Source organism: Leifsonia sp. Ger2509, from assembly GCF_055231915.1.
Genome location: NZ_JBUYVB010000003.1, coordinates 1,926,574 through 1,951,162, shown reverse-complemented (window position 1 = coordinate 1,951,162; position 24,589 = coordinate 1,926,574). Strand labels below are relative to the sequence as shown.

Here is a 24,589-nt window from a genome sequence, read left to right as displayed (position 1 = left end):
AGGTGCGGGCCGATGAACGCCGACGCGGTGATCGAGATCGAGGGACTGACCAAGTCCTACGGGAAGTTCCAGGCGCTGAAGGGCGTCGACCTCAGTGTGGAGAAGGGCGAAGTCCACGGGTTCCTCGGCCCCAACGGCGCCGGGAAATCCACGACGATCAGGGTCCTGCTCGGTCTGCTGCGCGCCGACGGGGGATCGGTCCGGCTGCTCGGCGGCGACCCGTGGAAAGACGTGGTCGAACTGCATCGCCGGCTCGCCTACGTGCCCGGCGATGTGTCGCTGTGGCCCGGGATGACCGGTGGTGAGGCGATCGACCTGCTCGGCACCCTGCGCGGGGGCCTGGACGAGAAGCGGCGCGCCGACCTGCTCGAGCGTTTCGAACTCGACCCCACCAAGCGTGGCCGGCAGTACTCGAAAGGGAACAAGCAGAAGGTCGCGATCGTCGCTGCGCTCTCGTCGGATGTCGAGGTGCTCATCCTCGACGAGCCGACGAGCGGGCTCGACCCGCTGATGGAGAACGTCTTCCAGGAGGTCATCGGCGAAGCCAAGCAGCGTGGCACAACGGTGCTGCTCTCCAGCCACATCCTCGCCGAGGTCGAGACGCTCGCCGACCGGCTGAGCATCATCCGCGACGGTGTGATCGTGGAGAACGGCACCCTGCCCGAGCTGCGCGGCCACACCCGTACGTCGATCCACGCCGAACTCACGCGTGCGCCGTCCGAGCAGGACCTTGCGACCTTCCACGATGTGCGTCTCGATGGCGCGAAGCTGACCGGCACCGTCGACTCGAACCGGATCGGCGAGGCCATGAACGTACTCGCTCCGTTCGGCATCGCGTCGCTGACCGTGGAGCCGCCGTCGCTCGAATCGCTGTTCCTGCGCCTCTACGAGAACGAGAACGCGGATGCGGATGCGGATACGGATCCGGCGGCGACCCGATGAGTACCGCTCTCGCCGGCACCGCGCCACTGCTGCGCACCTCCGTCAAGCACGACGGACGCGGGTTCGCACCCTGGATCGTCATCGTCACCGCGCTTTCGGTGTCGTCAGTGCTCGTCTATCCGTTGGTGTTCCCCGACCAGCAGCAGCGGGCCGCCTTGGCGACGGCGGTCGGCGCCAACCCGGCGCTCGGTCTGATCTTCGGCCCGGCGTTCGACCTGTCGACGACAGACGGCTTCAACGCCTGGCGCAGCCTCGCCCTCGGCGGCTTCCTTGCAGCGCTCGGCGCGATCTTCGCCGTCACCCGCGCCACCCGCGCGCAGGAGGATTCCGGCCAGGCCGAACTGCTGGCCTCTGGCGTCCTCGGTCGTGACAGCCGGCTGATGGCAGGGGCCGGACTGGCGCTCGTCGGATCGGTGATGCTCGGTGTGGTCGCCGGGGTCGTGACGGGACTGTGCGGCGGCAACTGGGAATCGTCGATGCTCCTCGGCGCGACCTTCACCGCCACCGGCTGGATGTTCACCGGTGTCGCCGCGGTCACCGCCCAGATCGGCTCGGACTCCCGCACCGCGAATTCGATCGCGATCGGCACGCTCGGTGTCCTGTTCTTCCTGCGTGGTTTCGCCTACTCCATCAAGGCGCCGATGTGGACGGTCTGGATCAACCCGCTCGGATGGATGACCGAGACCCGGCCGGCGAACGGCAACCATTGGTGGCCCCTCTTGCTCGCCCTCGCGCTCACGGTCGTGCTGCTGGCTGTGGCGTTCATCCTGCAGGCCCGCCGCGATTTCGGCGTCGGCGCCATCGCGCCACGACCAGGGCCTGCGCGCGGAAGGGATCGTTCCACCTGGCGCCTGACGCTGCGTCTGAATCGCGGGCCGATCATCACGTGGACGATCGCGTTCGTCGCCTTCGGCGTCGTGTTCGGCTATTTCGCGACCTCGATCACCGACATCCTCGGCTCCGACAGTGCGGTCAAACAGGTTCTCGCCGCCGGTGCGACCACTCCGGATGCGCTGGTCTCGGCATTCCTGGTCACCATCCTCAGTCTCGTGGGCATCATCGCCTCCATCCCCGGGGTCCAGATCATGCTGAAGCTGCGCACCGAGGAGCTGGAGGACCGGGTCGAACCGGTGATCGCCACGAAGGTTCCCCGGCCGCGCTACTACGCGAGCAACGTCGTCCTCGCGTTGGCGATGCCCGCGATCTATGTGCTCATCGCCGGCCTGGTGATCGCCACCCTCGCGTCGACCGCCGACATCGGCGTCGAGTTCGGCAACGCGATCCTCCAGGCGGTCGCAACCGTTCCGGCCGTCTGGACCGTCGTCGCGGTCTCCGTCCTCGTCGTCGGCGCGCGACCCAGGGTCAGCATCGCGGCCTGGCTCGGCGTGCTCCTCTCCTTCGTGCTCACGCTGCTCGGCCCGACGTTCAAACTCTGGGACTGGATTCTCGCGATCAGCCCGTTCTGGCACGTGCCGAACGTCACCGACAGCAACGCCGACTGGTGGGGGCTCCTCTGGATCTCGCTCGTGACCCTGCTGCTCGTTGCGGTCGGCTTCGCCGGGTTCCGGCGCCGCGACCTCGCCCGCTGACCGAGCCCGCTGACCGAACCGTTCAGCGACGCCGCGATGATGCCCGGACCGCGAGCCGTGCATCACCCCTTCCGGGTGATGCACCCGATGCACGCGCCGTGATCACTGCAGGAACGGTCACCGTACGGGGTAAGGCGTGGTCGGGTACCGGAGGTGCCGCCCTGGAACCGGCTCGGCTACGGCAACAACGCGGTGGAGGTCGTGTACGTCGACATCGTCTGAGGCGGGCACGGCGTGGCCGAAACGTCAATCCCTTTCGCGCTGGGGCGCATTCAACCTAGCCTTCCTCTGGGAGGAATCATGACGAGCGAACAACGCCAGGCTGCCGCGGCGATGATAGCCGCGTTCGAACTGGAGACGCGCGCCCACGGTGCGCCGGAGGCCGAGGTCCTCTATGTCGTCGAGGCGCTCGGGCGTGAATTCATCGTCTCGGACGAGATGGCCCGCATCTTCCTCCGCCAGGCCGCGCGTGTGCTCGAGGCCGACGAATCGACCCTGGTCGTGTTGCGGCACCATCACGGAGTCGAATTGCTCCTCATCACCGACGACAACTCGTTCTCGATCCGGGCGGCGGAGAACGCCGAAGCCCGGCCGTAGCGCCGACAACCGCGGTCGCCAGGTCAGGGTTGACTGGCGGTGGCGCAGACGTATCATGCAAGTGAGCACCCCGGACCCCGGTGCAGAAATCGGGGTATGCCATGAAGCTCATTTCGACGCCGTCGGCCGTGTTCGTCACCGGGAGCGAGATCGCGGATGCGGTCATCGGCTACGGCCTCGCCCTCGCCCGCAGACAGAGGATCGATGTCGTGGAGATCCCCGTGCGCTGGGACGGCGGTGTTCGCAGCCGCGCTCAGTTCACGGTCGGGTGGCTCGCCGCCGCCGCAACCGTGACCGTCGAACGCGAGGGTGAAGAAGAACTGTGCGACCCGCTGATGGTGTTCGAACTGAACGATAAGGCGGCTCACGTCGGCGTCGTCACAGCGCGGCCGTTCACGTCTACGGAGATCGCGGAGTTCGTCCGCTCAGAGACGGATGGCCTGACCGACGTGCCCTGAGCGGACCGGGGCCGGGTCCGCGGCGGGGTTACCGCACTACGCTGGAAGATGTGGAAGGTCGACGTCGATGACCGGTGCTGACGAGGCCGGGCTGCCGTTCGCCGACGCGTTGCAGAGCGTCGGCGACGAAGGGCTGCCCATCGACCGGGTGGCGGATCCGTTCGTCGCGATCTTCCCCATCTCGGGCACCGCCGTCTCGACGCTCGGGGGGCTCCTCGGATCGGAGACCATCGCGGCGAGCGACGCGCGCGCGGCCAGGCTCGATGAGTTGCAGTTCGATCTCGGCGAAGGACCCTGCTGGGATGCCCTGCGCTCGCGCCGCCCGGTACTAGAGCCGGATGTGGCGGCGACAGAACAGCCCCGCTGGCCGGCGTTCTCGGAAGCCATCCTCGACGACGGCATCGGCGCTCTCTTCGCTTTCCCGATGCTTGTGGGGCCACTCCAGGTCGGGGCGGTCGATATGTACGCCGACCTGCCTGCGGCCCTGGACCGGATGCAGACGCGGCAGGCGTCCGCACTCGCCGACGTACTCGCCCGGCGCATCCTGCGTCACCGGATCGAGACGGCGGGTGCCGAGTACCACGACGACTCGCACAACCCGTTCTCGCGGCGCGCGATCCACCAGGCGACCGGGATGGTGCTGGCGCAGCTGTCGATCAGCGCGGATGACGCACTCCTGGTCATCCAGGCCCACGCATTCGCGAGCAACCGTTCGATGATGGATATCTCGCAGGATGTGCTCGACGGACGGATCGACTTCACGGCGTCGGCGGACGGAGGTGCTGAATGAGCGACACCCGTGAACAGCGGATGCTCCGAGCCTTTGCGACCCTGGCCGACACGCTCGTCGCGGACTTCGACGTCGTCGATCTGCTGCAGAACCTCGTCGACGCGTGCAGTGAGCTTCTCGGTGCGACCGCGTCGGGTGTGCTGCTGGCCGATCAGACCGGCGAGCTCGACCTGCTCGTCTCGACGAGCGAGGCGAGCAGGCTGGTCGAGGTGATGCAGCTGAGCGCGCACGCCGGGCCGTGCATCGAGTGCTACGCGACCGGAGTCGTCGTCTCCGTTCCCGACATTGCGGCCTCCCCGGACCGGTGGTCCGCGTTCCGCGAGAGAGCGATCGAGCAAGGGTTCCGGGCGATCGACGCGATCCCGCTCCGGCTGCGTGACGACACGATCGGCACGCTCAACATCCTGCGGAGCGACACCGGCGACCTGCCCGAAGACGACCTGGTCGCGGCGCAGGCCTTCGCCGATGTGGCGACCATCGGCATCCTTCATGAGAGACGGCTGGCCGAAAGCAACCACGTGCGCCAGCAGCTGCAGGCCGCACTGAACAGCCGGGTGGTGATCGAGCAGGCGAAAGGCGTGATCGCGCAGACCCGGGGCATCCCGATGGACGCGGCCTTCGACATCCTCCGCAGTTACGCGCGTGCGAACCGCGTCGGCATTTCGCTCGTCGCGGCCTCCGTCGTGGACCGTAGCCTCACGCTCTGACCGCTGCGCGGGCACCGCATCCACGTCCGCCCCGGGCACTTCGCCCGACTCCTTTCCGCAAGCGATGTCAACTCCCTTGCGGCGTCGACGGACGCGCGTACGTTACATGCCAGCGAGTGACGCCAGTGGAAGGGAACGGGAATGTCATTTCCTGAGCAGCACCAGGAGCCGCCGGGCTCGACCGAAGCGATGAATCCGAGACCGGACCACGGGGAGGACTCCTACCGCGGGTCCGGAAAGCTCGAAGGAAAGGTCGCGCTGATCACCGGAGCCGACAGCGGCATCGGCAAGGCGGTCGCGATCGCCTATGCGCGGGAAGGCGCGGATGTCGCGATCAGCTACCTGGACGAGGACGACGACGCCGAGGACACGGCCCGCTGGGTGCGGGAGGCGGGCCGCCGGGCGTTGCTGCTGCGCGGAGACCTTGCAGACCCTGCGCAGTGCCGCGAGGTCGTCTCCCGGACGGTCTCCGAGCTGGGCGGCCTCGATGTGCTCGTCAGCAACGCCGCCTACCAGATGACGCACGAGACCGTCGAGGAGATCGAGGACGAGGAGTGGGACCACACGATCGCGACCAACATCTCCGCCTTCTTCCACCTGGTCAAGGCGTCGCTGCCGCACATGGGCCCCGGCTCGTCGATCATCGGCTCGTCGTCGGTCAACTCCGACTCGCCGTCGCCCACATTGATGCCGTATGCCGCGACGAAGGCGGCGATCGCGAACATGACCGCCTCGCTGGCCCAACTGCTCGGCGAGCGGGGAATCCGCGCGAACAGTGTCGCACCCGGCCCGATCTGGACTCCGCTCATCCCGTCGACGATGCCGACCGAGAAGGTCGAGCACTTCGGCGAGGACACCCCGCTCGGACGGGCGGGCCAGCCGGCGGAACTCGCGGCCGCGTACGTTCTGCTCGCGTCAGACGAGGCGAGCTACATCTCGGGTGCGCGCCTCGCCGTCACGGGCGGCCGCCCCATCCTCTGAAACCGGAAATCACCACCAGAAAGGCGCACTCCACATGAGCCCTACAGCAACAACGCAACGGTCGTCGGCCGCATCGACAAGGAAATCGGGCACTGCGGGATCGGCCACGAAGGCCGGAAGCGCGGCCCGCATCACCCGCCGTGAGCACGCCGAACGCGGCTTCGTCGCGTCGAAGGAACTCGCCGCGAACCTCCAGAAGGTGCACGTCGACCTGATCGAACTGCATCTCCAGGGCAAGCAGGCGCACTGGAACATCGTCGGCACCAACTTTCGCGACCTGCACCTGCAGCTCGACGAGATCGTCGCCGCCGCGCGCGAGTTCAGTGATGTCGTCGCCGAAAGGATGCGTGCGCTGCACGTGACGCCGGACGGCCGCAGCGCGCAGGTCGCGAAGTCGACGAGCCTCGCCGAATTCCCCAGTGGCGAGGTCGACACGTCCGACGCGATCGACCTGATCACGGAGCGGCTCGAGGCCGCGGCCGGCACCGCGCGGGACGTGCACGACCAGGTCGACGAAGAGGACCCGACGACCGCCGACATCCTGCACGGGATCATCGCTTCGCTCGAGCAGTACGCATGGATGGTCAGCGCCGAGAACAGGACGCCGTCACGTCCATGACCGCCGACCCTCTGCTTTCCGCCGAGACCGCTTTTGGCCTGCCTGGGCGGCGGGTCGGCGCATGGACGCAGGGGCAGCAAGCGTATCTCGATGCGGCCGCTGACTGCGACGGACTGGTTGCTCCGCTCCTGACGGCGATCGAGTGCAATGACGTCGCCGTGCCGCCCGGTGCGGGCTCCGTGGTCGCGACATGGAGTCTGCTGGCATCCGTGGCGGCCGTCGACGTGACGGCGGCCCGGGTGCTCGAGCCGCATCTCGACGCGATCTCGATTCTCTGCGAAGCAGGAGACGGCGCTGTCGCAGCGACGGCAGGACACACGTGGGGTGTCTTCGCGGCCGAGGGACCCGCATCCACGCTGTCCGCGCACCGTGATCGCGACGGTGCGTGGACCCTGTCGGGAGTGAAGCCGTGGTGCTCGCTGGGCGGCAGACTGACCGACGCGCTCGTCACCGCGAAATCCGATGGTGTCGCACGGCTCTTCCGCGTCGATCTGCGGCAGCAGGCCGTGACGGCCGACGACGTCGCCTGGGTCGCGCGGGGCCTCGCGGATGTCGCGAGCGGCCCTCTGCGCATGGAGGCCGCACGCGCTGAACCCGTGGGCGGTCCCGGCTGGTACATCGAACGCCCGGGGTTCCGGGTTGGGGCGGTCGCCGTCGCGGCCTGCTGGTGGGGCGCGGCGGTGCCCTTGTTCGAGGCGGTGCGCGAGGCCGGCGACCGGGGCCGGCCCAGCGACCTGCGGGCGAGCCGGATCGGTCGCGTCTACCGGCAGCTCGAAGCGGCGCGCGTCCTGATCGACGAAGCCGCACGCTCGTTCGAACGGCTCCGGCTCGACGATGACCGCGCAGCCGATGCCGCGGCGACGGTCGCCCACACGGTTCGCGGCACCGTGGTGGATGCGTTGGATGCGACGTTGGACGCCGTCCGCGACCTCCTGGGGCCGTCGGCTCTCGCCTTCGACGAGGACCTCGCCCGTCGCTGCGCCGATCTCGAACTCTACGCATCGCAATACCATCGCGGTCCGGATGACGCAGCGATCGTCGCCCACCTCCCTGGGGGCAGCACATGGTGAGCTTCGACCCGCGGATGGCCGTGACGCCATCCGCCGAATGGATCGCCCGGCCGGAGTGGGAGACGGTCGCGGCCATCGACCTCGACGAGTTGCGCGTCCTCGACGAACTCGTCGTCTTCTCCGCGCATGCCGACGACGAGACACTCGGTGCCGGCATGCTGCTCGCCACCGCAGGGCGGCTGGGGACCCCGGTGACGGTCGTGGTGGCGACCAGTGGAGACGAGCGCCGGCCCGCAGAACTGTCCGACGCGCTCGAAGCACTGGGTGTTCGCGCTCGGGTCCGGTATCTCGACTTCGCGGACGGCGGCTTGAAGCATCGCGCCGGCGAGCTCGCCAGTGCGATCTCGCGCATCGTCCGGCTCGACGGAAAGCGGCGCTGGGTGCTCGCGCCGTGGCCGGGTGACCGCCATGGCGACCACAGGACCCTGGGGCGCGAGGTCCTGAACGCGGTGCGGTCGCCGCACACGTCGGTCTACTTCTATCCGGTGTGGCTCTGGCAGTGGGGCGTGCCCGGCGACTGCCCCTGGGAGCGGATGCTCGAGGTGCCCTCGTCGGCGGACGCCGCGGAGAGGAAGCATGCGGCTATCCACCGGTTCACCTCGCAACTCGAGTCGGCGGCGAATCCGGCCGGGGTCCTCGGCCCCCCGTTCGTCGAGAAGATCGGGAAAGGTCGTGAGGTGCTCATCGTTCCGCAGCCCCTGCAGTCGCGACCGCCCCGGCACGTGCTCGAGGCGCATTTCGAAGACCTGCACTCGGAGCGCGCGGACCCGTGGTCGGTGCGGAGCCGGTGGTACGAACAGCGGCGGCGCTCGGTTCTCCTCGCATCGCTTCCGGAGGAGCGCTACCGCCGAGCCCTCGAGATCGGATGCTCGATCGGCGCGGTGACGACCGAGCTCGCCGCGCGCGGCGAGCGCCTCGTGGCGCTCGACGGCGCTGAAGCGGCGGTCAGGCTCGCCCGGGCCGCGGTCGGTGACGATCCGCGTGTGACCGTCGAGCGCAGGCGCATACCGGCTGACTGGCCGAGCGGCCGATTCGACCTGGTCGTCATCTCGGAGGTCGCGTACTACCTCGCGGCCGACGAGTGGGCGCAGACCATCGAACGGTGCGTGGCCTCCCTCACCGATGACGGCGTCGCGCTTCTGTGCCATTGGTCGGGAAGCGCCGAGGATTTCGCCCAGTCAGGCATGCAGGCGCACGAGACGTTCGCCGAACTGTCCGGTCTCGATCGCGTGGTGCTGCATCGCGACGAGGCGTTCGTGCTCGAAGTCTTTCAGAAGCGGCGCCAGGGCCGGTGAGGGAGAACATCGAGAGCGTGCTCGTCGTCGTGCCTGCGCGCAACGAGGGGCAGACGCTTCGTGCCTGCCTCGCGTCCGTCCTTCGAGCGTGCGAGTCGGTCCAGGCAGACGTCGAGACGAGTGTGGTGCTCGTACTCGACAGCTGCGACGACGACTCGGCGGTGATCGCGCAGGAGTTCGGTGAGATCGCCGTGCGGACGGTCACCTTCGCCGACGTGGGACGAAGCCGTGCATTCGGTATCGCGCAAGGACGGACGCGGCTGAGGGACGCCGCCGCGCGGACCTGGATCGCCTGCACGGACGCCGACAGTGTCGTTCCCGCGGAGTGGCTGCACGAGCACCTGCGGGCTGCTGCCGCTGGAGCGGACGCGTTCGTCGGCGCGGTCGTGCCGGTGCTCTCGGACCTCGACGACGAGCGACGCGCCGCCTGGGTCCGGTCGCACGGGCCGGGATCGACGCTCGGCCATGTGCACGGGGCGAACCTCGGGGTGCGCGCATCGGCTTATGACGCGGTCGGCGGTTTCATTGCGGCCGAATCGGATGAAGACGTCTCACTCGTCCACCGACTCCGGGCCGCGGGTGTGCCCATCGTCGAATCCGAGTGTGCGCCCGTGGTCACCTCGAGCCGCCTGGCAGGCCGCGTCGACGGCGGATACGCGCAGTATCTCGCCGATCTCGTCGCATCCTGACCGGGCGGTTCAGCCTCGGGCACGACGCCGGCGGAAGATCCCGACCACGATCAGGATCACCCCGACGAGGAGGACGATCGGACCCACGGTGCCCCAGAAGGATGAGCCGCTCATCACCGAGCCGCCCAGCACGTTGAGCCCCTGGAGGGTCCACACCAGTCCGACCGCAGCCAGGATCACGCCGGGGACGATGAACGGCCAACTGCGCTTCATAGTGCTCACCCTACGTCTGTCGCGATCCGGGAAAGGTTACGATTGCGCCGCGCCGCACCCCGGTGTCCTGAGGAGGGCGCGTTGGCCGCTACGCGAACTGGTGGTTCACGGCCTCGGCTGAATAGAGGGCGTCCGTGACGATTCGCGCCATACCCACCAGTCCCGCATCCGATCCGAGTTCGCCCAGCCGAACCTCAAGGTTGCGGGTGGCCCGGGGAAGTGAGCGGAGGTAGAGCGTCTCCCGCAGGCCAGCGATCAATGCGCCCGATGCGAGATCGCCACTGACGACCAGAACACCGGGATTGATCATCGACACGACGGTCGCCATGACCTCCCCGATGCGCCGACCGGCTTCGTGGGTGAGGCCGAGCGCCTCGACATTGCCGGCTTTCAGGAGCCGTGCGACATCGCTTCCGGATCGCGCCGGCACGCCGTTCTCACTCAGGTGCTGGGCGACCGCGCGGCCGCTGGCGACGGCGGCGAGGCAGCCGCGGGAGCCGCATTGGCAGATCGCCTCTTCGCCCGCGATCCTGATGTGGCCGATGTCCCCGGCGCCGCCGTCGATGCCGTGGTACACCGACCCGTTGATGATGAGGCCGGAGCCGATACCGGTCGACACCTTCACCAGGCAGACCGACGTGCTCGCGGAGAAGTTGGTGGACTGCTCGCCGAAAGCCATTGCGTCGGCGTCGTTCTCTACGAAGGTGGGAACTGGAATCACGTCGGCCAGGTGGTCGACGATGGGGTAGGCGTCCCATCCCGGCATGATGGGCGGTTGCGCGGGACGTCGGGTCGTGGGATCGACCGGCCCCGGAACCGAGATTCCGGCACCCACGACCGGGCGACCGTCGGATCCCGAATCCACGAGCCGGAGCATCGAGGCAGCGAGCGCATCCAGGACGACCTTCGGCCCGTCGCCCACGGCGACATCCACGGTGTCGCGGGCGATGATCCGACCGCTGAGGTCGGTGAGCGCCACGGCCGAGTGCGCCGTCTCAACCGTCGCGACGGCGAGGACGGAGCGCTCGATGTCGAACTCCAGCTGATCCGGTCTGCGGCCTCCGGTCGCACCTCCGCCCCCAGCACGGTCGGTGACGAGCCCGGCGTCGATGAGGGCGTCGACCCGCTGGGCGACGGTGAGTCTCGAGAGGCCGGTGTGGTGCTGGATGTCGCGGCGCGTGTTCGCGGTCGAACGACGGATGAGCTGGAGTACGTCTCCGGGACCTGAACTCATCAGCCGCCTTTCCGCCGGGGGCACCCATTGGCGCAGTCCCATCGTATGAGGTGCCTGCTCTGCCGACGTCATCCCTTGTCCGCTCCGCTGGTGAGCCCCTCGGTGAGCGAGCGCTCGGTCAGCCCGTACAGCACGATGATCGGGATCGTGAGGAGCACAGAACCGGCCATCAGCACCGTCTTCGACACCTCGATCCCGTTCGACAGCTGGGACAGCCCGAGCGACACGGTCCACAGGTCGCGGTCTGCGGCCAGGAAGAGCAGCGCGAAGAGGAACTCGTTCCACGCGATCATGAAGACATACAGGCCGGTCGAGATGATCGACGGCATCGCCAGGGGGATGGTGATCTTCCAGAGGATGCGCAGGCGTCCCGCGCCGTCCACCATCGCGGCCTCCTCGACGCTCTGGGGGATGGAGCGCAGGTACGAACGCAGCATGTGGATGGAGACCGGGATGGTCTGGGCGATGTAGACGATGACGAGCCCGACGAGGGATTCCCGGATGCCGAGGGCGGAGAAGCCGACGAACAGCGGGATCGCGATGATGATCACCGGGAAGAGGTAGACGGCGAGGAACAGCGCGCTGATCTGGCGTCGACCGAAGAACGTGAGGCGCGAGACGGCGTAGGAGCCGGGGATCGCGACCAGCAGGGTGATCGCGGCACAGGCGATGGCCACGATCGCGGAGTTCATCATGAACTGGGCGAACCCCTGGCCGCCTTGGTCCTGCGACTTCAGGACGTTCGTGTACGTCTGGAGCGTGAAGTTCTCGATGGGGATCCAGAGCCGGTCCGGATGCAGGAGCACCTGCTCGATGGGAACGAAGCTCAGTTCGACCATGTAATAGAACGGGAACGCCGTCGCCACGATGAGCACGGCGATGAGAATCCACCGGAGTGCGCCGAAAGTGCGCTTCTGGACAACGATGCGACTCATTCGTCGTCTCCCTTTCCTGCGAAGAACTTGACGTAGATGAAGAGGAAGACGCCGAGGATCGCCGACAGGACGAAGGCGTTCGCCGCGGCACCGCCGATGTCGAAGCTGCCGATGAGGGTGTTGTAGACACGCACCGCCGAGACCTCGGTGCCGGCTGCGCCGCCGGTCAGCAGGTAGACGTCATCGAATTTGTTGAACGTCATGATGAGCCGGAGCACCGACAGCAGCGAGATGACGGGCATGAGCTGCGGGAGCACGATGTGGCGGAAGTTCTGCCACGGCGTGACGCCGTCGACGAGTGCGGCCTCCTCGATGTCCCCGGGGAGCGCGACGAGGCGTGCCGTGATGAAGAGGAACGCGAAGGGGAAGTAGCGCCAGATCTCGAACATGATGACCGTGATGAGGGCGTAGGGCGCCTGACCGAGGAAGTCGATCGGGTGCTGCCACCCGAACCATTCCTTGCCGAGGGTGTTGACGATGCCGAACTGGGAGTTCAGCATGATCTGCCAGACGAAGGTCACGGCGACGACGGGCGCCACGTAGGGGAGGAGCATGAGGGAACGCGCCACCCCGCGGCCCTTGAACGGCGCGCGGAAAGCAAGTGCGGCACCGAGACCGACGGCGATCGATCCGGCCGTGGAGAATACCGAGTAGACGATGGTCGTCCACAGGGAACTCCAGAATCCGGGGTCGGTGAAGACGGCGATGAAGTTGTCGAGCGTGAGCGGGCTGAACAGGCCGTGTTCTGCGATCGACGTGAAATCCGTCTGCTGGAACGAAAGGATGAGGTTCCAGATCACGGGGATGATGACGATCGCGAGGATGATGATGACCGTCGGAAGGACCATCACCAGGCCGGCGCGATTGTCGCGGCTTGCCAGCCTGGATCGGCGCGGGCGGCTGGGGCGGCCCCCGGTGGGGGCCGCCTTCGTCGCTTCGGGGAGTGGTGCGAGCTGGGTCATCGGACTACTTCAACTTCGCCTGCATCTGCTCGACGGAGTTGTTGGCAGCCGATGCGGCGTCGCTCGGGCTCGTTCCCGATCCGAGGCTCGCTACGGCCTTCGACACGGGCAGCTGGGTGTTCACGGGGCCGAGAAGCGCACCCTGACCCTGCGGGATCGCCCAGCGGTCGATCTGGGACGGTACCTTGAGGAGTGCGTCGATCGTCGCTGCGTCGTAGATGTCGGAGAGCTTCTTCTTCGTATCGACTCCGGCCTCGAGGGTCTTCCAGCCGTCGGTGTATTCGGTGGCGTTGGCCTGGGTGCCGGTGCGAAGCGGGAACTTGCCCTCGGGCGCCATTCCGAGCCATTTGAGGTAGCCGTCGGAGAGCATGTACTCGATGAACTTCTCAGACGCGGAGGCGTTGGCCTTCTTCGTCACGAGCCAGCTGGTCGCCTCGCCGTACGTCGCTCCGTCGCCGCCGTCGGGGCCGGCGATGGACGTCACGATGCCGCTGTTCTTCGCGAGCCAGGTCGGGTCGGATGTGCACTGCGGGCAGGTGGGCAGCGCGTCGTTCCGCAGTCCGCCGAGCTCGTCGAGGATGTAGGTCGACCAGTCGACCATCGCGGCTTGTCCGGCGAAGTAGGTGGCGCGGGTCGTGTCGACCGTCTGGGTCCCGGACGGCGAGTAGTGCTGTGCGAGCGAGCCGTACAGGTCCCACGTCTTCTTGCATTCGCTGGATTCGAGGCCGACCTTGCCGCTCTTGTCCACGAGCTGGCAGTTGTTGCCGAGAGCGAGGGATTCGAACGTCTGCGAGGTGAACACATCCGCGGGGTCGGTCGCCAGCGTGATGCCGTACTGCTTGCCGGAGGTGAGGGTCTTGGCGGCCTTTTCGAGCGCGGCGTAGGTGGTCGGCGCCTCCAGCCCGGCCTTCTGGAAGAGGTCCTTGCGGTAAACGAGGATCTGCGCGTACGCAGAGTCCGGAACGGCGAGCTGACGGCTGCCGTCCTGGTCGAGCTTGAGTGCGGACGACACGAAGGTCTTCTCGTCGAGGTTCTTGACGACGTTGGCGGCCGAATCGGTGTTGAGCAGCTTCTGTGTGTCGAGCTGCCGAACGATCGAGAGCGGGATCGCCCCCATCACATCGGGCAACTTGCCCGAGATCGCCGCCGATGCGACGAGCTGCGGCACCTGCGCCTCGTCGACGGGGACGAGCTTGACCTTGATGCCGGTCTTCTTGGTGAAAGCGTCGATGACCGTCTGGGTCGTCTTCACGCGGTCTGGCTGGTTCTCTTCCGACCAGACGGTGATCGTCTTGCCGTGATCGCTGCTGCTTCCGCTGTTCGAACAACCGGCGAGCGTGGCAGCGCCGGCGATCAGGAGCGTGGCGCTCGCTACGACTCTCATTGTGCGCGACCTCTTCATCGCGTCTCCTCTCAGGATGGGTGGTTTGAACAGTAGCCCACCTTCTGCATAATGTCTATACACAACTTGTATAGCGACAGTGCTAATGTTGCACAACCATTGAACGGAAGGAACCGACGATGAACAGCCTTCTCCGTTTCTCGGCGCCCCACACCGTCGAAATCGTCGACGCGCCGCGGATCGAACTCCAGCCCGGACAGGTCAGGGTTCGCACCCTCTACTCGGGCATCTCCGCGGGAACCGAGCTCACTGCGTATCGCGGGACCAACCCGTACCTGACCTCGGAATGGGACCCGGACATCCGGCTGTTCCGTGGCGCGTCAGGCGACAACCGGCTCGCGTACCCGCTCGATGGCTGGGGCTACTCCGAGGTCGGCGAAGTCGTCGAGATCGCAGCCCAGGAGCCGGAGCTTCCCACCGATGCGCCCCGTGTCGGTGACAGGGTCTGGGGCATCTGGGGTCACCGTGCCGAAGGAGTGCTCAGCCTCGAGGCTCTGCGCGGTCACGTGCTGCCGCCCCACCTCGACCCACTTCCTGCTGCGTTCGTCCGGGTCGGCGCCATCGCGCTCAACGGGGTGCTCGCCGCAGACCTCGGTGTCGGATCGACGGTCGTCATCCTCGGACAGGGCGTCATCGGCCTGCTCGCCACCCGGTTCGCGACCCTCAACGGCGCGACGGTCATCGCGGTCGACGGAATCCCCCAGCGTCGCGAAGCGGCGACACGCTGGGGCGCGACTCATGTACTGCCGCCCGATGAGAATCTCGCTTTCGCGATCAGGGAGCTCACCGGTGGTGCCGGCGCCGACACCGCGATCGAACTGAGCGGCAACTACCATGCACTGCACTCGGCGATCCGTGCCGTCGGCGCTGATGGGACGGTCGTCGCATCAGGGTTCTATCAGGGCGCGGCCGACCCGCTTCGGCTCGGTGAGGAATTCCACCACAACCGTGTGCAGCTCCTGGCCTCGCAGATCGGTTCCGTTCCCAACCGACTTCGTGCACGCTGGGATGTGCCGCGCCTCCAGCGCACCGTCGTCGATGCACTGGCAGACGGCCGTCTCCACGCAGCCGAACTGGTCACCCACACCTACCGCATCGAAGACGCGGCCGAGGCGTATCGCCTGCTCGACACCGACCCGTCCGCCGCCCTCCAGGTGGTGTTGGAGTTCTGATGAACCAGATCACTGTTCAGGAGCAGCATCTTCCCGGCGGCAGCCTGGAGGAGAAGTTCGACACCGCCCTCGCCTGGGGCTTCGACGGGATCGAACTGCGCAGCCGGGGCGAATTCGCCTTCGCGAATCGACTGCCCGGCCTGAAGCGCGCACGCGCTGCGGGAGTCGTCATGCCCACGACCTGCGTCGAGATGCCGCACTTCATCGGCGCATTCGATCCCGACCTCCGCGAAGACGCGATCGCCCAGCTTTCATCGCAGCTGTCCGTGATGGCCGAGATCGGAGGCGTCGGCGTCATGACGCCGGGGTCCTACGGGATGTTCTCGCGGCGCCTGCCTCCCTTCGAGCCCCCGCGTTCGCCCGCGGAGGACCACAGCATCCTCATCGACGCGCTCGGTCGCCTCGGCGACCATGCGGAGCGCGAAGGGGTCGAGCTCTTCCTGGAGCCGCTCAATCGTTACGAGGACTACCTCGTGAACACACTCGCCGGTGCCGCTGCCCTCATCGAAGAGGTCGGATCGCCCGCGGTCAAGATCGTGGCGGACACGTACCACATGAACATCGAAGAGGCGGATCCTGCGGCCTCGCTCCTCGCTGCCGCCCCTCACATCGGACATCTGCAGGCGAGCGACTCGAACCGCCTGGAGCCGGGCGCCGGCCACGTCGACTGGGCCCTGTTCGGCGCGACCGTGAACGCGATCGGCTACGAACGCTCCATCGCGATCGAGAGCAGGCTCTCGGGCGAGGCATCGGAGGTACTGCCTACCGTTCCTCCGCTTCTCCGGCGGTACCTGTGAACCCCCTCGAGTCCGCTGCAGCGGCCGTGCTGATCGGCAACTGGCGCGGCAGCTACACCGTTCCGGCCGGCGGACTCTACCCGCACCAGTGGAGCTGGGACTCGGCCTTCATCGCGATCGGGCTGCGGCACCTTTCGCCGAGGCGGGCGCAACAGGAGTTGGACACCATCCTCAGCGCCCAGTGGGCGGACGGCAGGCTTCCCCAGATCGTCTTCCACTCCGGACGCGACGACGGATATTCCCCCGGCGTCAGTTTCTGGCAGAGCAGCCGGATCCCCGGTTCCGCGGTGGTGCAGTCCGCCGGGCTCATCCAGCCGCCGAACCACGCACTGGCCACACTCCTGGTGCACGAAGCGGATGCCGTCGCCTCGGAGAGCCGCAGGTTCCTGGAGCGCGCGTATCCCCGTCTCGTGCGCTGGCACGAGTACCTGCGCACCCGTCGCGGCGGGGACGAGGGGCTCGCTCGCATCGTCCACCCCTGGGAGAGCGGGATGGACAACTCCCCGTATTGGGATGCCTGCCTCGCGGGCATGACCCAGACCTACGACAACGACATCCCCCGGCCGGACCTGATGCATGCGAGCCCCGAGCAGCGCCCGTCGAACCACGAATACGGCAAATACCTCTACCTGGCCGCGCGCTACCGCGATCACGGCTGCGACGATGCGGATGCGGACTTCCCCTTCCAGTTCGAGGACCCTGCGTTCAACGCACTGTGGGCACGCTCTGAACTAGCGCTCGCGACCATTGCCGAATTGATCGGGGCGGACCCCGAGCCGCACCGTTCCGAGGCGCGCCGGATCTCGACTGCCCTGGAGACGCTCTGGTCGGACGACCTCGGCTGCTACGTCGCCCGCAACGCACTCACGGGTGGACTGGAGCAGTTCCGGACGGTCTCCGGGCTCGTTCCCCTGCTGCTTCCCTCGTTGCCGCGCACGGGTGACCTCCTCGACCTGCTCCGCGGGCCCCACTTCCGGTTGGGTCAGGTTGCAATGGTGCCCAGCCACGATCTCACGGCTGCGACCTTCGACTCATCCCGCTATTGGCGCGGACCGTCATGGTTCAATATCGCCTGGCTCATCGCTGAGGCGTTGTTCGAGCGAGGGTTCACCGAAGAGGCGGAACAGCTGTCCCGCAACATGGACGATGGGGCCCTCGCCCACGACTTCCCGGAGTACCTGGACCCGTACTCGTTCGCACCGCGTGGAACACGAAAATTCAGCTGGACCGCTGCCCTTTCCCTGGACCTGTCGAAGAGACTGGAGACATCGCGGGGTACGCGACTGTCCGAGGAAGCCGAGGTCGCTCGATGACGTTCACCGCCACGGTGTGGAACGAGAACATCCACGAGACGCTCGAGCCGCACATCATGCCGTTCTACCCGGCGGGAATCCACGGTGCAGTCGCGGATGCGCTCTACGAGCAACTCGGCGATCTGGTCGAGGTGCGCACGGCGACGCTGGACCAGGAGGAGCACGGACTGAGCGAGTCCGTACTCGCCAACACGGACGTGCTGTTCTGGTGGGGACACCTGGGTCACGACCGCGTGGACGACGAGGTCGTCGAGCGGGTCCAGCGTCACGTCCTTGGGGGAATGGGCCTCGTCGTCCTGCACTCCGGCCACTTCTCGAAGATCTTCACCCGGCTGCTCGGGACGACGTGCTCACTCGCCTGGCGAGACGATGCGGACCGTGAGGTCGTCTGGACGACGGCGCCGGGCCATCCGATCGCGAAGGGTGTTCCGTCACCCCTGGTGATCGATCACCACGAGACGTACGGCGAGTTCTTCGACGTTCCCGAGCCGGATGACACCGTCTTCATCAGTTCGTTCAGCGGTGGCGAGGTGTTCCGTTCCGGACTCACCTATCGGCGTGGCCGGGGACGCATCTTCTACTTCAGCCCCGGCGACCAGAAGTATCCGGTCTATCTGCATCCCGATGTGCGGCGGGTGCTCGGCAACGCCGCGCGCTGGGCCGCCGGCGACGACATCCGCCGGACTCCGGCCGTGAGTCACCCCGCGCTCGGCGAACTCATCGAGACGGCGGCCCGCCCCCGATGACGAACCGGCCGTTGCGGGTGGTCGTCGCGCCCGACTCCTTCAAGGGGTCGGCGCCCGCGTCCGCCGTCGCGACGGCGATCGCGGATGGCTGGCGCTCGGTGCGCCCGCTCGACGACCTCATCCTCATGCCGATGGCCGACGGCGGCGAGGGCACCGTCGAAGCGTTCGGCGGCGTCGACGGCGCAACCGTCGAGACGACGACGGTGGAGGGGCCGGACGGTCGGCCTGTCGATGCGCGCTGGGTGCGGCTTGCTGCGACCGCGGACGCTCCCGACGGGACCGCGGTGGTCGAGATCGCCGGTACGAGCGGACTCGGGCTGCTCGATCCGCTTCTCCCGCTCGACGCCCACACACGCGGGCTCGGGCAGGCCATCGGTGCGGCGCTCGATTCGGGGGTGTCGCGCATCCTGGTCGGGCTGGGAGGGAGCGCGTCGACGGATGGCGGAGCCGGTGCGCTGCAAGCGCTCGGGGCGCGGCTCATGACCAGCGACGGGCAGGAGATCTCCGGCGGCAACCGGGGTCTTGCCGCACTCGCGACGGTGGACCTCTCCGGATTGCGCCGTCTGCCGCAGCGCGGCGTCGTCCTCCTCACGGATGTGCGGAACCCGCTGCTCGGCGCTCGCGGCGCAGCAGGCGTGTTCGGCCCGCAGAAGGGCGCGAGCCCGGCGGATGTCGCGATGATGGAGGCGAATCTGCGCCGGTTCCGCGATCGGGCAGCCGCCGAAGACGCGACGGCTCCGGCGTTGAGCGAGGAGCCCGGCGCCGGTGCGGCGGGCGGAACCGGCTTCGGCTTGATGCTGTGGGGCGCATCCGTTCGCTCCGGAGCGACCGAGATCGCGGACCGCATCGGGCTGCCTGCGGCGCTGGCGGATGCGGACCTCGTCATCACCGGCGAAGGTCGCTTCGACGCCCAGACGAGCGAAGGCAAGGTCGCGTCGCACATCGTCCACGTGGCCACGGTCGCGGGCGTTCCTGTTCTTCTCGTGGCCGGCTCGATCACGTCGGATGCGGGGATGTTCGCCGACCACGCCGAGCTGGCCGGACTCGCGGGCTCCGCGACCGAGTCGCTCGAGCATCCCGAGCACTGGGCGCACGCGGCGGGCGCCGCGCTCGCCGCGCGCTGGGGGCTTGTCGGCGGCGCGCGCGCCGAATAGAGTTCGATCGCGAGATCCTCGACGAACGGAGCGATCCATGCCTGCGACAGCCCTGCCCCCCAGCGGAGATGTGCCGAGCGGAGCGCCAGGCGGCGCGAAGATCTGCGACGCACGGGGCATCGCCGAGATACACCGGATGTTCCGCGCGGGCTTCGGCGAAGCATCCGACCTGGTCGCCGGGGTCGCCGAGGGCGACTCCGCCCATGCGGATGTGGTGGGCGACCACCTCGCGATGCTGTCCATCGAGCTTCACGCCCACCATGAGGGTGAGGACGCGCACCTGTGGGACACGCTCGAGCAGCGTGCGCCGTCGTGCGCCGTTCATGTCGAGCGGATGAAACAGCACCACGCGCAGCTGCTCGTCCACCTGGTAGAGCTGGACCGCGCCCTGCCGGGATGGCGCGCCACGGGGCGCACGGCGGATGCTGTGGCCATCCAGTCCGCGATCGACGGGATCAACGCATCCCTCGCCATCCACCTGCCCGATGAGGAGGCGAACATCGTCCCCGTGATCGAGACGACGCTCACGCCCAAGGAGGTCGACTGGTTCGCGGTGCATGGGCGCAAGGCGACGCCCAAAGGAAAGTCCTGGGAGACGTTGGGGGCGATCCTCGCAGCCCAGCCCGACGGTGGCGCGGAGTGGCAGCGCGAGAACCTCCCGTGGCCGGCGCGGATGCTGTGGCGCACGGTCGGCAAAGCGAAGTACGAGAAGAATCGGGCTCAGCTGACCGGGGCTCGTTGAGCGGGTTCGCGCACGGCATCGGCCGCCGAGAGGGACACCTGCGGCCGAGCGCGCCTGTTGCGCGGGGCGCGCTCGACCGGAACGGGCCTCCTCGGCCGTGCCCACGCTGCGCGACGCCGCCCACGCTGCTCGGGCCGTGCCCACGCCGCGCGACGCCGCGCACGCTACGGGCGCCCGGGCCACTCCCGCCCGGCCCACGGGTCGTAGTCCGCGACCAGGGCACCCTGGGCGGGCCGCTCCGCATCCGGTACATGCTGCAGGTTGATGCGCACGCGGTACCAGAGGGAGCTCGAGCCGCGCATCCCATCGACGAGCTCGTCGGCCGGGTGCAGGAGTGCTGCAGCATCCGGATGCGCATCCTTCCACTGTGCGAGCGCCGCGAGCGCCTCCGGCTTCGTCTTGGTGCGTGCGACCTCGATGAGCGGCATCTGCGATACGCGCCGGCCCGCCCCATCGCCGGACTTGGGCGGCTTCTCGGCCGGCCCCAGTCGCTCGGCGAGTGCGAGAAGGCCGTCGAGCGAGCCGACAGTGTCGTCGATCGGCGCATGCGGGTCGCCGCGTTCGGCGAACCGGCGCAGCACGGTCGTCACCGTGAACTCCTCGGGGCGGCGTGCGCGCACTTCATCCCAGTCGAGGGGGGTGGAGACGCGGGCATCGGGCAGCGGCCTGATGGAGTAGGCGGATGCGACGGTCCGGTCCTTCGCGTTCTGGTTGAAGTCGACGAACACGCTCTCCCCGCGCTCCTCCTTCCACCAGCGTGCGGTGGCGAGTCCTGGCGCCCGGTTCTCGACCTCGCGGGCGAGCGTCTCGGCGGCGAGCCGAACGTCGGCGAACTCCCACTGCGGTGCGATGCGGACGAGGATGTGGAGGCCCCGCGACCCGCTCGTCTTGGGCCAGCCGATGAGACCATGGTCCCCGAGTACTTCGCGGGCGACGAACGCGACATCCACGATCTGCGACCAGTCGACGCCCGGCATGGGATCGAGGTCGACCCTCAGCTCGTCAGGATGGTCGAGGTCCTCGGCACGCACCGCGTGCGGGTTGAGATCCAGGCAGCCGAGGTTCGAGACCCACGCCAGACCGGCCGCGTTACGCAGGACGGCCTCCTCGGCCGACCCCCCGCTCGCGTAGTGCAGTGTCGCCGTGTCGATGTACGGCGGATGGCCGTCGGGCACCCGCTTCTGGAAGAACGGTTCCTGCGTCAACCCTTTGACGAAGCGCTTCAGCACCATCGGTCGGCCGCCGGCGCCCCGGAGGGCTCCGTCGGCCACGGCGATGTAGTAGTTCGCAAGGTCGAGCTTGGTCAGACCGGGTTCGGGGAACACGATCTTGCCCGGGTTCGAGATCCGCACCTCGTGGCCGTCGACCTCGAGGAACGTCTCCGACTTCGCAGACGGACTCATGGGCTTTACGCTAGCCCGCTACGCCGATTTGTCGAGAGTGCCCGTTGCTGTCCAGAGTCGCTGTTCCACAGGGCACTCTCGACCGTAACGGGCACTCTCGCGTCACTTTTCCGACCCGCAGGTCTAGATTGGGCGCAAGTGGGCCGAGGGTGGTGAGCGGATGCGCATACTCGTCTTCGGCGCGGGCGTGATCGGGCGCATCTATGCGGCTCGTCTGGCGCTCGTGGGCAATGACGTCGCACTCGTCGCGCGCGGTGCGACGGCCGAAGCCCTGGCCCACGGCATAACCATCCGGGTGGATGGACGAAGCGCTCAGACGGCGGACGTTCACGTGGTGACCGACGTAAGCGCGGCAGGTGACGTCGATGTGGCCTTTCTCGCCGTGCGGCGCGACCAGGTCGAGACGGCCGCCGCCGACATCGCCCGGATCAGGTCGCGTGTGGTCGTCAGCCTCATCGATCTTCCGCTCGGCTTGCCGGGGCTTCGGCAGCTCATCGGCCCCGAGCGTTTCGTCGCAGCATTTCCGGGCGTCGGCGGCTCGCTCGCCGATGACGGCGCCGTCGATTTCATCGACGTTCGTCAGCAGCCCACGACCGTCGAGAACTCATCGTCCTCCGGAGAGGTCGTCGATCTTCTCCGCGCCGCCGGATTCCGCACGGCTCTCGTCGACGACATGGAGGCATGGCTTCAAACCCACGTCATCTTCATCGCGGCCTTCGAGCAGGGGATCGTCGACGCGCAGGGCGATGTCGCAGGCCTGGCCGCCGACTATCCCGCCGTTCGCTCGGTCGTCACCACAGTGCGCCGCAACCTCTCAGCGTTCGTGCGGCGAGGCGGCCAGGTCGTGCCGGCGGCGCTCAGGGTCATCTTCCTTCGGATGCCGATCTGGTTCGCGACCCGTTACTGGATGCGCCAGTTGGCGGGGCCGCTCGGGCGAGTCGGCTTCCGACCTCACGCGATGAAGTCGGAAAATACGGAACTCCCCGCCCTGCTGGACGATGTCCACATCCTTACCGTGTCGCGGCCGGTCACGTGAGACCGGGCGTCGGGTTGTACGGCCGGTAGGTCTTCCAGAACCGGAAGTACCGGCGTGCGACAAGAGCCGTCGTTCCGATGGCGTATCCGAGACCGACGATGATGCCGACGATGACGGCCACGACGGTGGCGGCGTGTGCGTCGAGCGCGATGACCGACGCGAACAGTCCGACGAGAGCGCCGACGACCGTCGCCACGAAGAGGAGGCTGCTGCCGAGAACCTGGCTCGCTCCGCGCGGGCCGAGGAAATAGTAGGTGACACGCGCACCGTCGTTGTCATCGTGCGATGAGGCCATGAAGACGGCGCTCACGCCGGGGGACAGTTCCTCGTAGGCGGCACGGAGCCTGTTCATGGCGAGCACGTACATGAGGTCCTCCATGTTCACGTTGGCGACCCGGAGATGCGTGAGGGTGCCGACGAGCACGAGCAGACCGATGACGACGGTGCCGAACATCGGGAAGATGCCCCTGAAGGCGGTGGCCTGGCCGACCAGTGCGACGCTGACGAGCGCGGCCGAGGTCAGAGTGAGAAGCATGCTGATCCGCGTGAGAACTTCGCTCTGCGTGCTGCTGCGCGACGCAAGAAGACTCCAGTGCTCCGTCGCGAGCAGCTGAGCCCGCAATGCCGGCGATTCCTGTGCGCCCGACGGAACGGCAGGGTGCTCATCCACCATCCCCGAATTGTCGTCCCCTGTGGAGCGGATGTCCAGCAAAGCCACCTGACGTTCGCCTGGCGTTCCACCCCGCAGTTCTGGTGCATGCTGTGACCATGGAGCGTGTAGTCGTACTGGGGCGGGGCGGTGCGGGCAAGAGTTCTGTGGCGCGCGAACTCGGGCGGCTCACGGGCCTGCCGGTGATCGAGCTCGATGCGATGTACTGGAATGAGCGGCTCGAGCCGCGTCCCGTGCCCGAGTGGGAAGAGCTGCAACGGGGTTACACGGCGGCCGACCGCTGGATCATGGACGGCGACCTGGGGCCGTACGACTCGCTCGCCCCGCGCCTGACGCGGGCCGACACCGTCCTCGTGCTCGACTTCTCCCTGGTTCGTTGCGCATGGCGAGCGCTTCGTCGATCGCCCGAGGCCTGGTCGTTCTGGCGGTGGGTGCTTCTCTGGAGAGTGCAGAGCCGACCAGTCCTCTTCGCGTCGATCGCGCGGTGGGGACCGCATGCGCGCACGATCGTGGTTCGCGGCCCGCGCGCACTCGGACGGTTCGTCGAGTCGGTCGAATCGCCGGTCGGCTGAGCGCCCCCTCCCACTCGCTACGATGGCGCCATGACTGCGACCCGCGACCACGACCCCGACCGCCTGGCGGTCCTCGCGCTGGTCCGTTCGATGTACGAGTCCTACATGCGCGGCGACCGCGCGGGAATCGACGCCTGCCTGGCGGACGGTTTCACGATGTTCGACTCCGCGCATCCGGGACTGATCCACGGGATCGCCGAACTCGACGCCGTGCGCGCCGGTCGGCCGAACGCCGGCGGCCCTCCGACCGAGCGGCTCTCCACCTACGACGAGCACGTCGAGGTCCGCGGCGGGCTCGCCATCGCCGCCTACTGGCTGCGGGTCGAGGATGGGTCGGGCGCTGAGGTCGAACTGGTCCGGAACACCGCGATCCTGCAGCCTGCGGGCGATGGCTGGGCCATCGTGCATCTCCACGAGGATGTCGTCGGCTGACCCCCACTGTTCATCGGCGCACTCTAGACGCTTCGGTCCACGGAGGACGAGTATCGACAGTGAAGCGAT

At 67.9% G+C, this 24,589-nt stretch carries 27 protein-coding genes; 20 read left to right on the top strand and 7 right to left on the bottom strand.

Annotated features, from left to right (window positions below; genetic code table 11):
* Positions 1 to 12: 12 nt before the first annotated feature.
* From ACV7NN_RS09610 to ACV7NN_RS09560, 11 genes are all read left to right on the top strand, one after another.
* A complete protein-coding gene (locus ACV7NN_RS09610; RefSeq protein ID WP_463349349.1) occupies positions 13 to 942 on the top strand; it encodes an ABC transporter ATP-binding protein in 930 nt (309 codons plus the stop codon).
* Entirely contained in the window at positions 939 to 2,531 is a 1,593-nt protein-coding gene (locus tag ACV7NN_RS09605) for an ABC transporter permease (protein WP_463349348.1), read from the top strand. Before ACV7NN_RS09610 ends, ACV7NN_RS09605 begins: the two co-directional genes overlap by 4 nt.
* 300 nt (positions 2,532 to 2,831) lie before the next feature.
* Complete coding sequence (locus ACV7NN_RS09600; RefSeq protein ID WP_463349347.1) at positions 2,832 to 3,128, top strand: TetR family transcriptional regulator; 297 nt, start codon at positions 2,832 to 2,834, stop codon at positions 3,126 to 3,128.
* A 101-nt stretch (positions 3,129 to 3,229) separates the two neighbouring features.
* Positions 3,230 to 3,586 (top strand): hypothetical protein, encoded by a 357-nt coding sequence (locus ACV7NN_RS09595; RefSeq protein ID WP_463349346.1) that lies wholly within the window; start codon positions 3,230 to 3,232, stop codon positions 3,584 to 3,586.
* 67 nt (positions 3,587 to 3,653) lie between these two features.
* On the top strand, positions 3,654 to 4,376 hold the full coding sequence (locus ACV7NN_RS09590) for a GAF and ANTAR domain-containing protein (protein ID WP_463349345.1): 723 nt from the start codon (positions 3,654 to 3,656) through the stop codon (positions 4,374 to 4,376).
* Entirely contained in the window at positions 4,373 to 5,083 is a 711-nt protein-coding gene (locus ACV7NN_RS09585; protein WP_463349344.1) for an ANTAR domain-containing protein, read from the top strand. Before ACV7NN_RS09590 ends, ACV7NN_RS09585 begins: the two co-directional genes overlap by 4 nt.
* 141 nt (positions 5,084 to 5,224) lie before the next feature.
* Entirely contained in the window at positions 5,225 to 6,064 is an 840-nt protein-coding gene (locus ACV7NN_RS09580; RefSeq protein WP_463349343.1) for an SDR family oxidoreductase, read from the top strand.
* A gap of 34 nt (positions 6,065 to 6,098) precedes the next feature.
* Complete coding sequence (locus ACV7NN_RS09575; protein ID WP_463349342.1) at positions 6,099 to 6,683, top strand: Dps family protein; 585 nt, start codon at positions 6,099 to 6,101, stop codon at positions 6,681 to 6,683.
* Positions 6,641 to 7,753, top strand: coding sequence for a hypothetical protein (locus ACV7NN_RS09570; protein WP_463349341.1), 1,113 nt, complete (start codon positions 6,641 to 6,643; stop codon positions 7,751 to 7,753). The genes ACV7NN_RS09575 and ACV7NN_RS09570 overlap by 43 nt, the downstream gene beginning before the upstream one ends.
* The gene (locus tag ACV7NN_RS09565) at positions 7,747 to 9,048 is read left to right on the top strand and encodes a PIG-L family deacetylase (RefSeq protein WP_463349340.1); all 1,302 of its coding nucleotides are present in this window, start codon (positions 7,747 to 7,749) and stop codon (positions 9,046 to 9,048) included. The genes ACV7NN_RS09570 and ACV7NN_RS09565 overlap by 7 nt, the downstream gene beginning before the upstream one ends.
* On the top strand, positions 9,045 to 9,737 hold the full coding sequence (locus ACV7NN_RS09560) for a glycosyltransferase family 2 protein (RefSeq protein WP_463349339.1): 693 nt from the start codon (positions 9,045 to 9,047) through the stop codon (positions 9,735 to 9,737). Before ACV7NN_RS09565 ends, ACV7NN_RS09560 begins: the two co-directional genes overlap by 4 nt.
* A 9-nt stretch (positions 9,738 to 9,746) precedes the next feature.
* Here the strand turns inward: ACV7NN_RS09560 and ACV7NN_RS09555 are convergent, their stop codons facing one another.
* The 5 genes from ACV7NN_RS09555 to ACV7NN_RS09535 all read right to left on the bottom strand — a co-directional run bounded on the left by ACV7NN_RS09555 (position 9,747) and on the right by ACV7NN_RS09535 (position 14,483).
* On the bottom strand, positions 9,747 to 9,950 hold the full coding sequence (locus tag ACV7NN_RS09555) for a hypothetical protein (RefSeq protein ID WP_463349338.1): 204 nt from the start codon (positions 9,948 to 9,950) through the stop codon (positions 9,747 to 9,749).
* Between the two features lie 88 nt (positions 9,951 to 10,038).
* On the bottom strand, positions 10,039 to 11,184 hold the full coding sequence (locus ACV7NN_RS09550; protein ID WP_463349337.1) for an ROK family transcriptional regulator: 1,146 nt from the start codon (positions 11,182 to 11,184) through the stop codon (positions 10,039 to 10,041).
* Positions 11,185 to 11,252: 68 nt separating this feature from the next.
* Positions 11,253 to 12,119, bottom strand: a complete 867-nt coding sequence (locus ACV7NN_RS09545; protein ID WP_463349336.1) for a carbohydrate ABC transporter permease — start codon at positions 12,117 to 12,119, stop codon at positions 11,253 to 11,255.
* On the bottom strand, positions 12,116 to 13,081 hold the full coding sequence (locus ACV7NN_RS09540; protein WP_463349335.1) for a carbohydrate ABC transporter permease: 966 nt from the start codon (positions 13,079 to 13,081) through the stop codon (positions 12,116 to 12,118). Before ACV7NN_RS09540 ends, ACV7NN_RS09545 begins: the two co-directional genes overlap by 4 nt.
* A 4-nt stretch (positions 13,082 to 13,085) precedes the next feature.
* Entirely contained in the window at positions 13,086 to 14,483 is a 1,398-nt protein-coding gene (locus ACV7NN_RS09535) for an ABC transporter substrate-binding protein (protein ID WP_463349334.1), read from the bottom strand.
* Between the two features lie 119 nt (positions 14,484 to 14,602).
* Between ACV7NN_RS09535 and ACV7NN_RS09530 the strand changes: the two genes are divergently transcribed.
* From ACV7NN_RS09530 to ACV7NN_RS09505, 6 genes are read left to right on the top strand one after another with little or no spacing between them, the layout of a single operon-like run.
* Entirely contained in the window at positions 14,603 to 15,655 is a 1,053-nt protein-coding gene (locus ACV7NN_RS09530) for a zinc-dependent alcohol dehydrogenase (RefSeq protein ID WP_463349333.1), read from the top strand.
* The gene (locus ACV7NN_RS09525; RefSeq protein ID WP_463349332.1) at positions 15,655 to 16,452 is read left to right on the top strand and encodes a sugar phosphate isomerase/epimerase family protein; all 798 of its coding nucleotides are present in this window, start codon (positions 15,655 to 15,657) and stop codon (positions 16,450 to 16,452) included. Before ACV7NN_RS09530 ends, ACV7NN_RS09525 begins: the two co-directional genes overlap by 1 nt.
* Positions 16,449 to 17,765, top strand: a complete 1,317-nt coding sequence (locus ACV7NN_RS09520; RefSeq protein WP_463349331.1) for an MGH1-like glycoside hydrolase domain-containing protein — start codon at positions 16,449 to 16,451, stop codon at positions 17,763 to 17,765. Before ACV7NN_RS09525 ends, ACV7NN_RS09520 begins: the two co-directional genes overlap by 4 nt.
* Positions 17,762 to 18,511, top strand: a complete 750-nt coding sequence (locus tag ACV7NN_RS09515) for a ThuA domain-containing protein (RefSeq protein ID WP_463349330.1) — start codon at positions 17,762 to 17,764, stop codon at positions 18,509 to 18,511. Before ACV7NN_RS09520 ends, ACV7NN_RS09515 begins: the two co-directional genes overlap by 4 nt.
* Positions 18,508 to 19,665 (top strand): glycerate kinase, encoded by a 1,158-nt coding sequence (locus ACV7NN_RS09510; protein ID WP_463349329.1) that lies wholly within the window; start codon positions 18,508 to 18,510, stop codon positions 19,663 to 19,665. Before ACV7NN_RS09515 ends, ACV7NN_RS09510 begins: the two co-directional genes overlap by 4 nt.
* Positions 19,666 to 19,702: 37 nt before the next feature.
* The gene (locus ACV7NN_RS09505; protein WP_463349328.1) at positions 19,703 to 20,407 is read left to right on the top strand and encodes a hemerythrin domain-containing protein; all 705 of its coding nucleotides are present in this window, start codon (positions 19,703 to 19,705) and stop codon (positions 20,405 to 20,407) included.
* Between the two features lie 164 nt (positions 20,408 to 20,571).
* Here the strand turns inward: ACV7NN_RS09505 and ACV7NN_RS09500 are convergent, their stop codons facing one another.
* On the bottom strand, positions 20,572 to 21,810 hold the full coding sequence (locus ACV7NN_RS09500; RefSeq protein WP_463349327.1) for a DNA polymerase domain-containing protein: 1,239 nt from the start codon (positions 21,808 to 21,810) through the stop codon (positions 20,572 to 20,574).
* 160 nt (positions 21,811 to 21,970) lie between these two features.
* Between ACV7NN_RS09500 and ACV7NN_RS09495 the strand changes: the two genes are divergently transcribed.
* Positions 21,971 to 22,846, top strand: a complete 876-nt coding sequence (locus ACV7NN_RS09495; protein WP_463349326.1) for a ketopantoate reductase family protein — start codon at positions 21,971 to 21,973, stop codon at positions 22,844 to 22,846.
* On the opposite strand, the gene ACV7NN_RS09490 is transcribed toward ACV7NN_RS09495, so the two are convergent.
* Positions 22,839 to 23,564 (bottom strand): hypothetical protein, encoded by a 726-nt coding sequence (locus ACV7NN_RS09490; protein WP_463349325.1) that lies wholly within the window; start codon positions 23,562 to 23,564, stop codon positions 22,839 to 22,841. The two genes, ACV7NN_RS09495 and ACV7NN_RS09490, sit on opposite strands and share 8 nt — an antisense overlap.
* Positions 23,565 to 23,614: 50 nt before the next feature.
* Between ACV7NN_RS09490 and ACV7NN_RS09485 the strand changes: the two genes are divergently transcribed.
* Positions 23,615 to 24,088 carry a P-loop NTPase family protein gene (locus tag ACV7NN_RS09485; RefSeq protein ID WP_463349324.1) on the top strand — a complete coding sequence of 158 codons (474 nt, stop codon included), beginning with the start codon at positions 23,615 to 23,617 and terminating at the stop codon, positions 24,086 to 24,088.
* A gap of 30 nt (positions 24,089 to 24,118) precedes the next feature.
* Positions 24,119 to 24,520 carry a nuclear transport factor 2 family protein gene (locus ACV7NN_RS09480; RefSeq protein ID WP_463349323.1) on the top strand — a complete coding sequence of 134 codons (402 nt, stop codon included), beginning with the start codon at positions 24,119 to 24,121 and terminating at the stop codon, positions 24,518 to 24,520.
* The last annotated feature ends 69 nt before the right edge of the window (positions 24,521 to 24,589 follow it).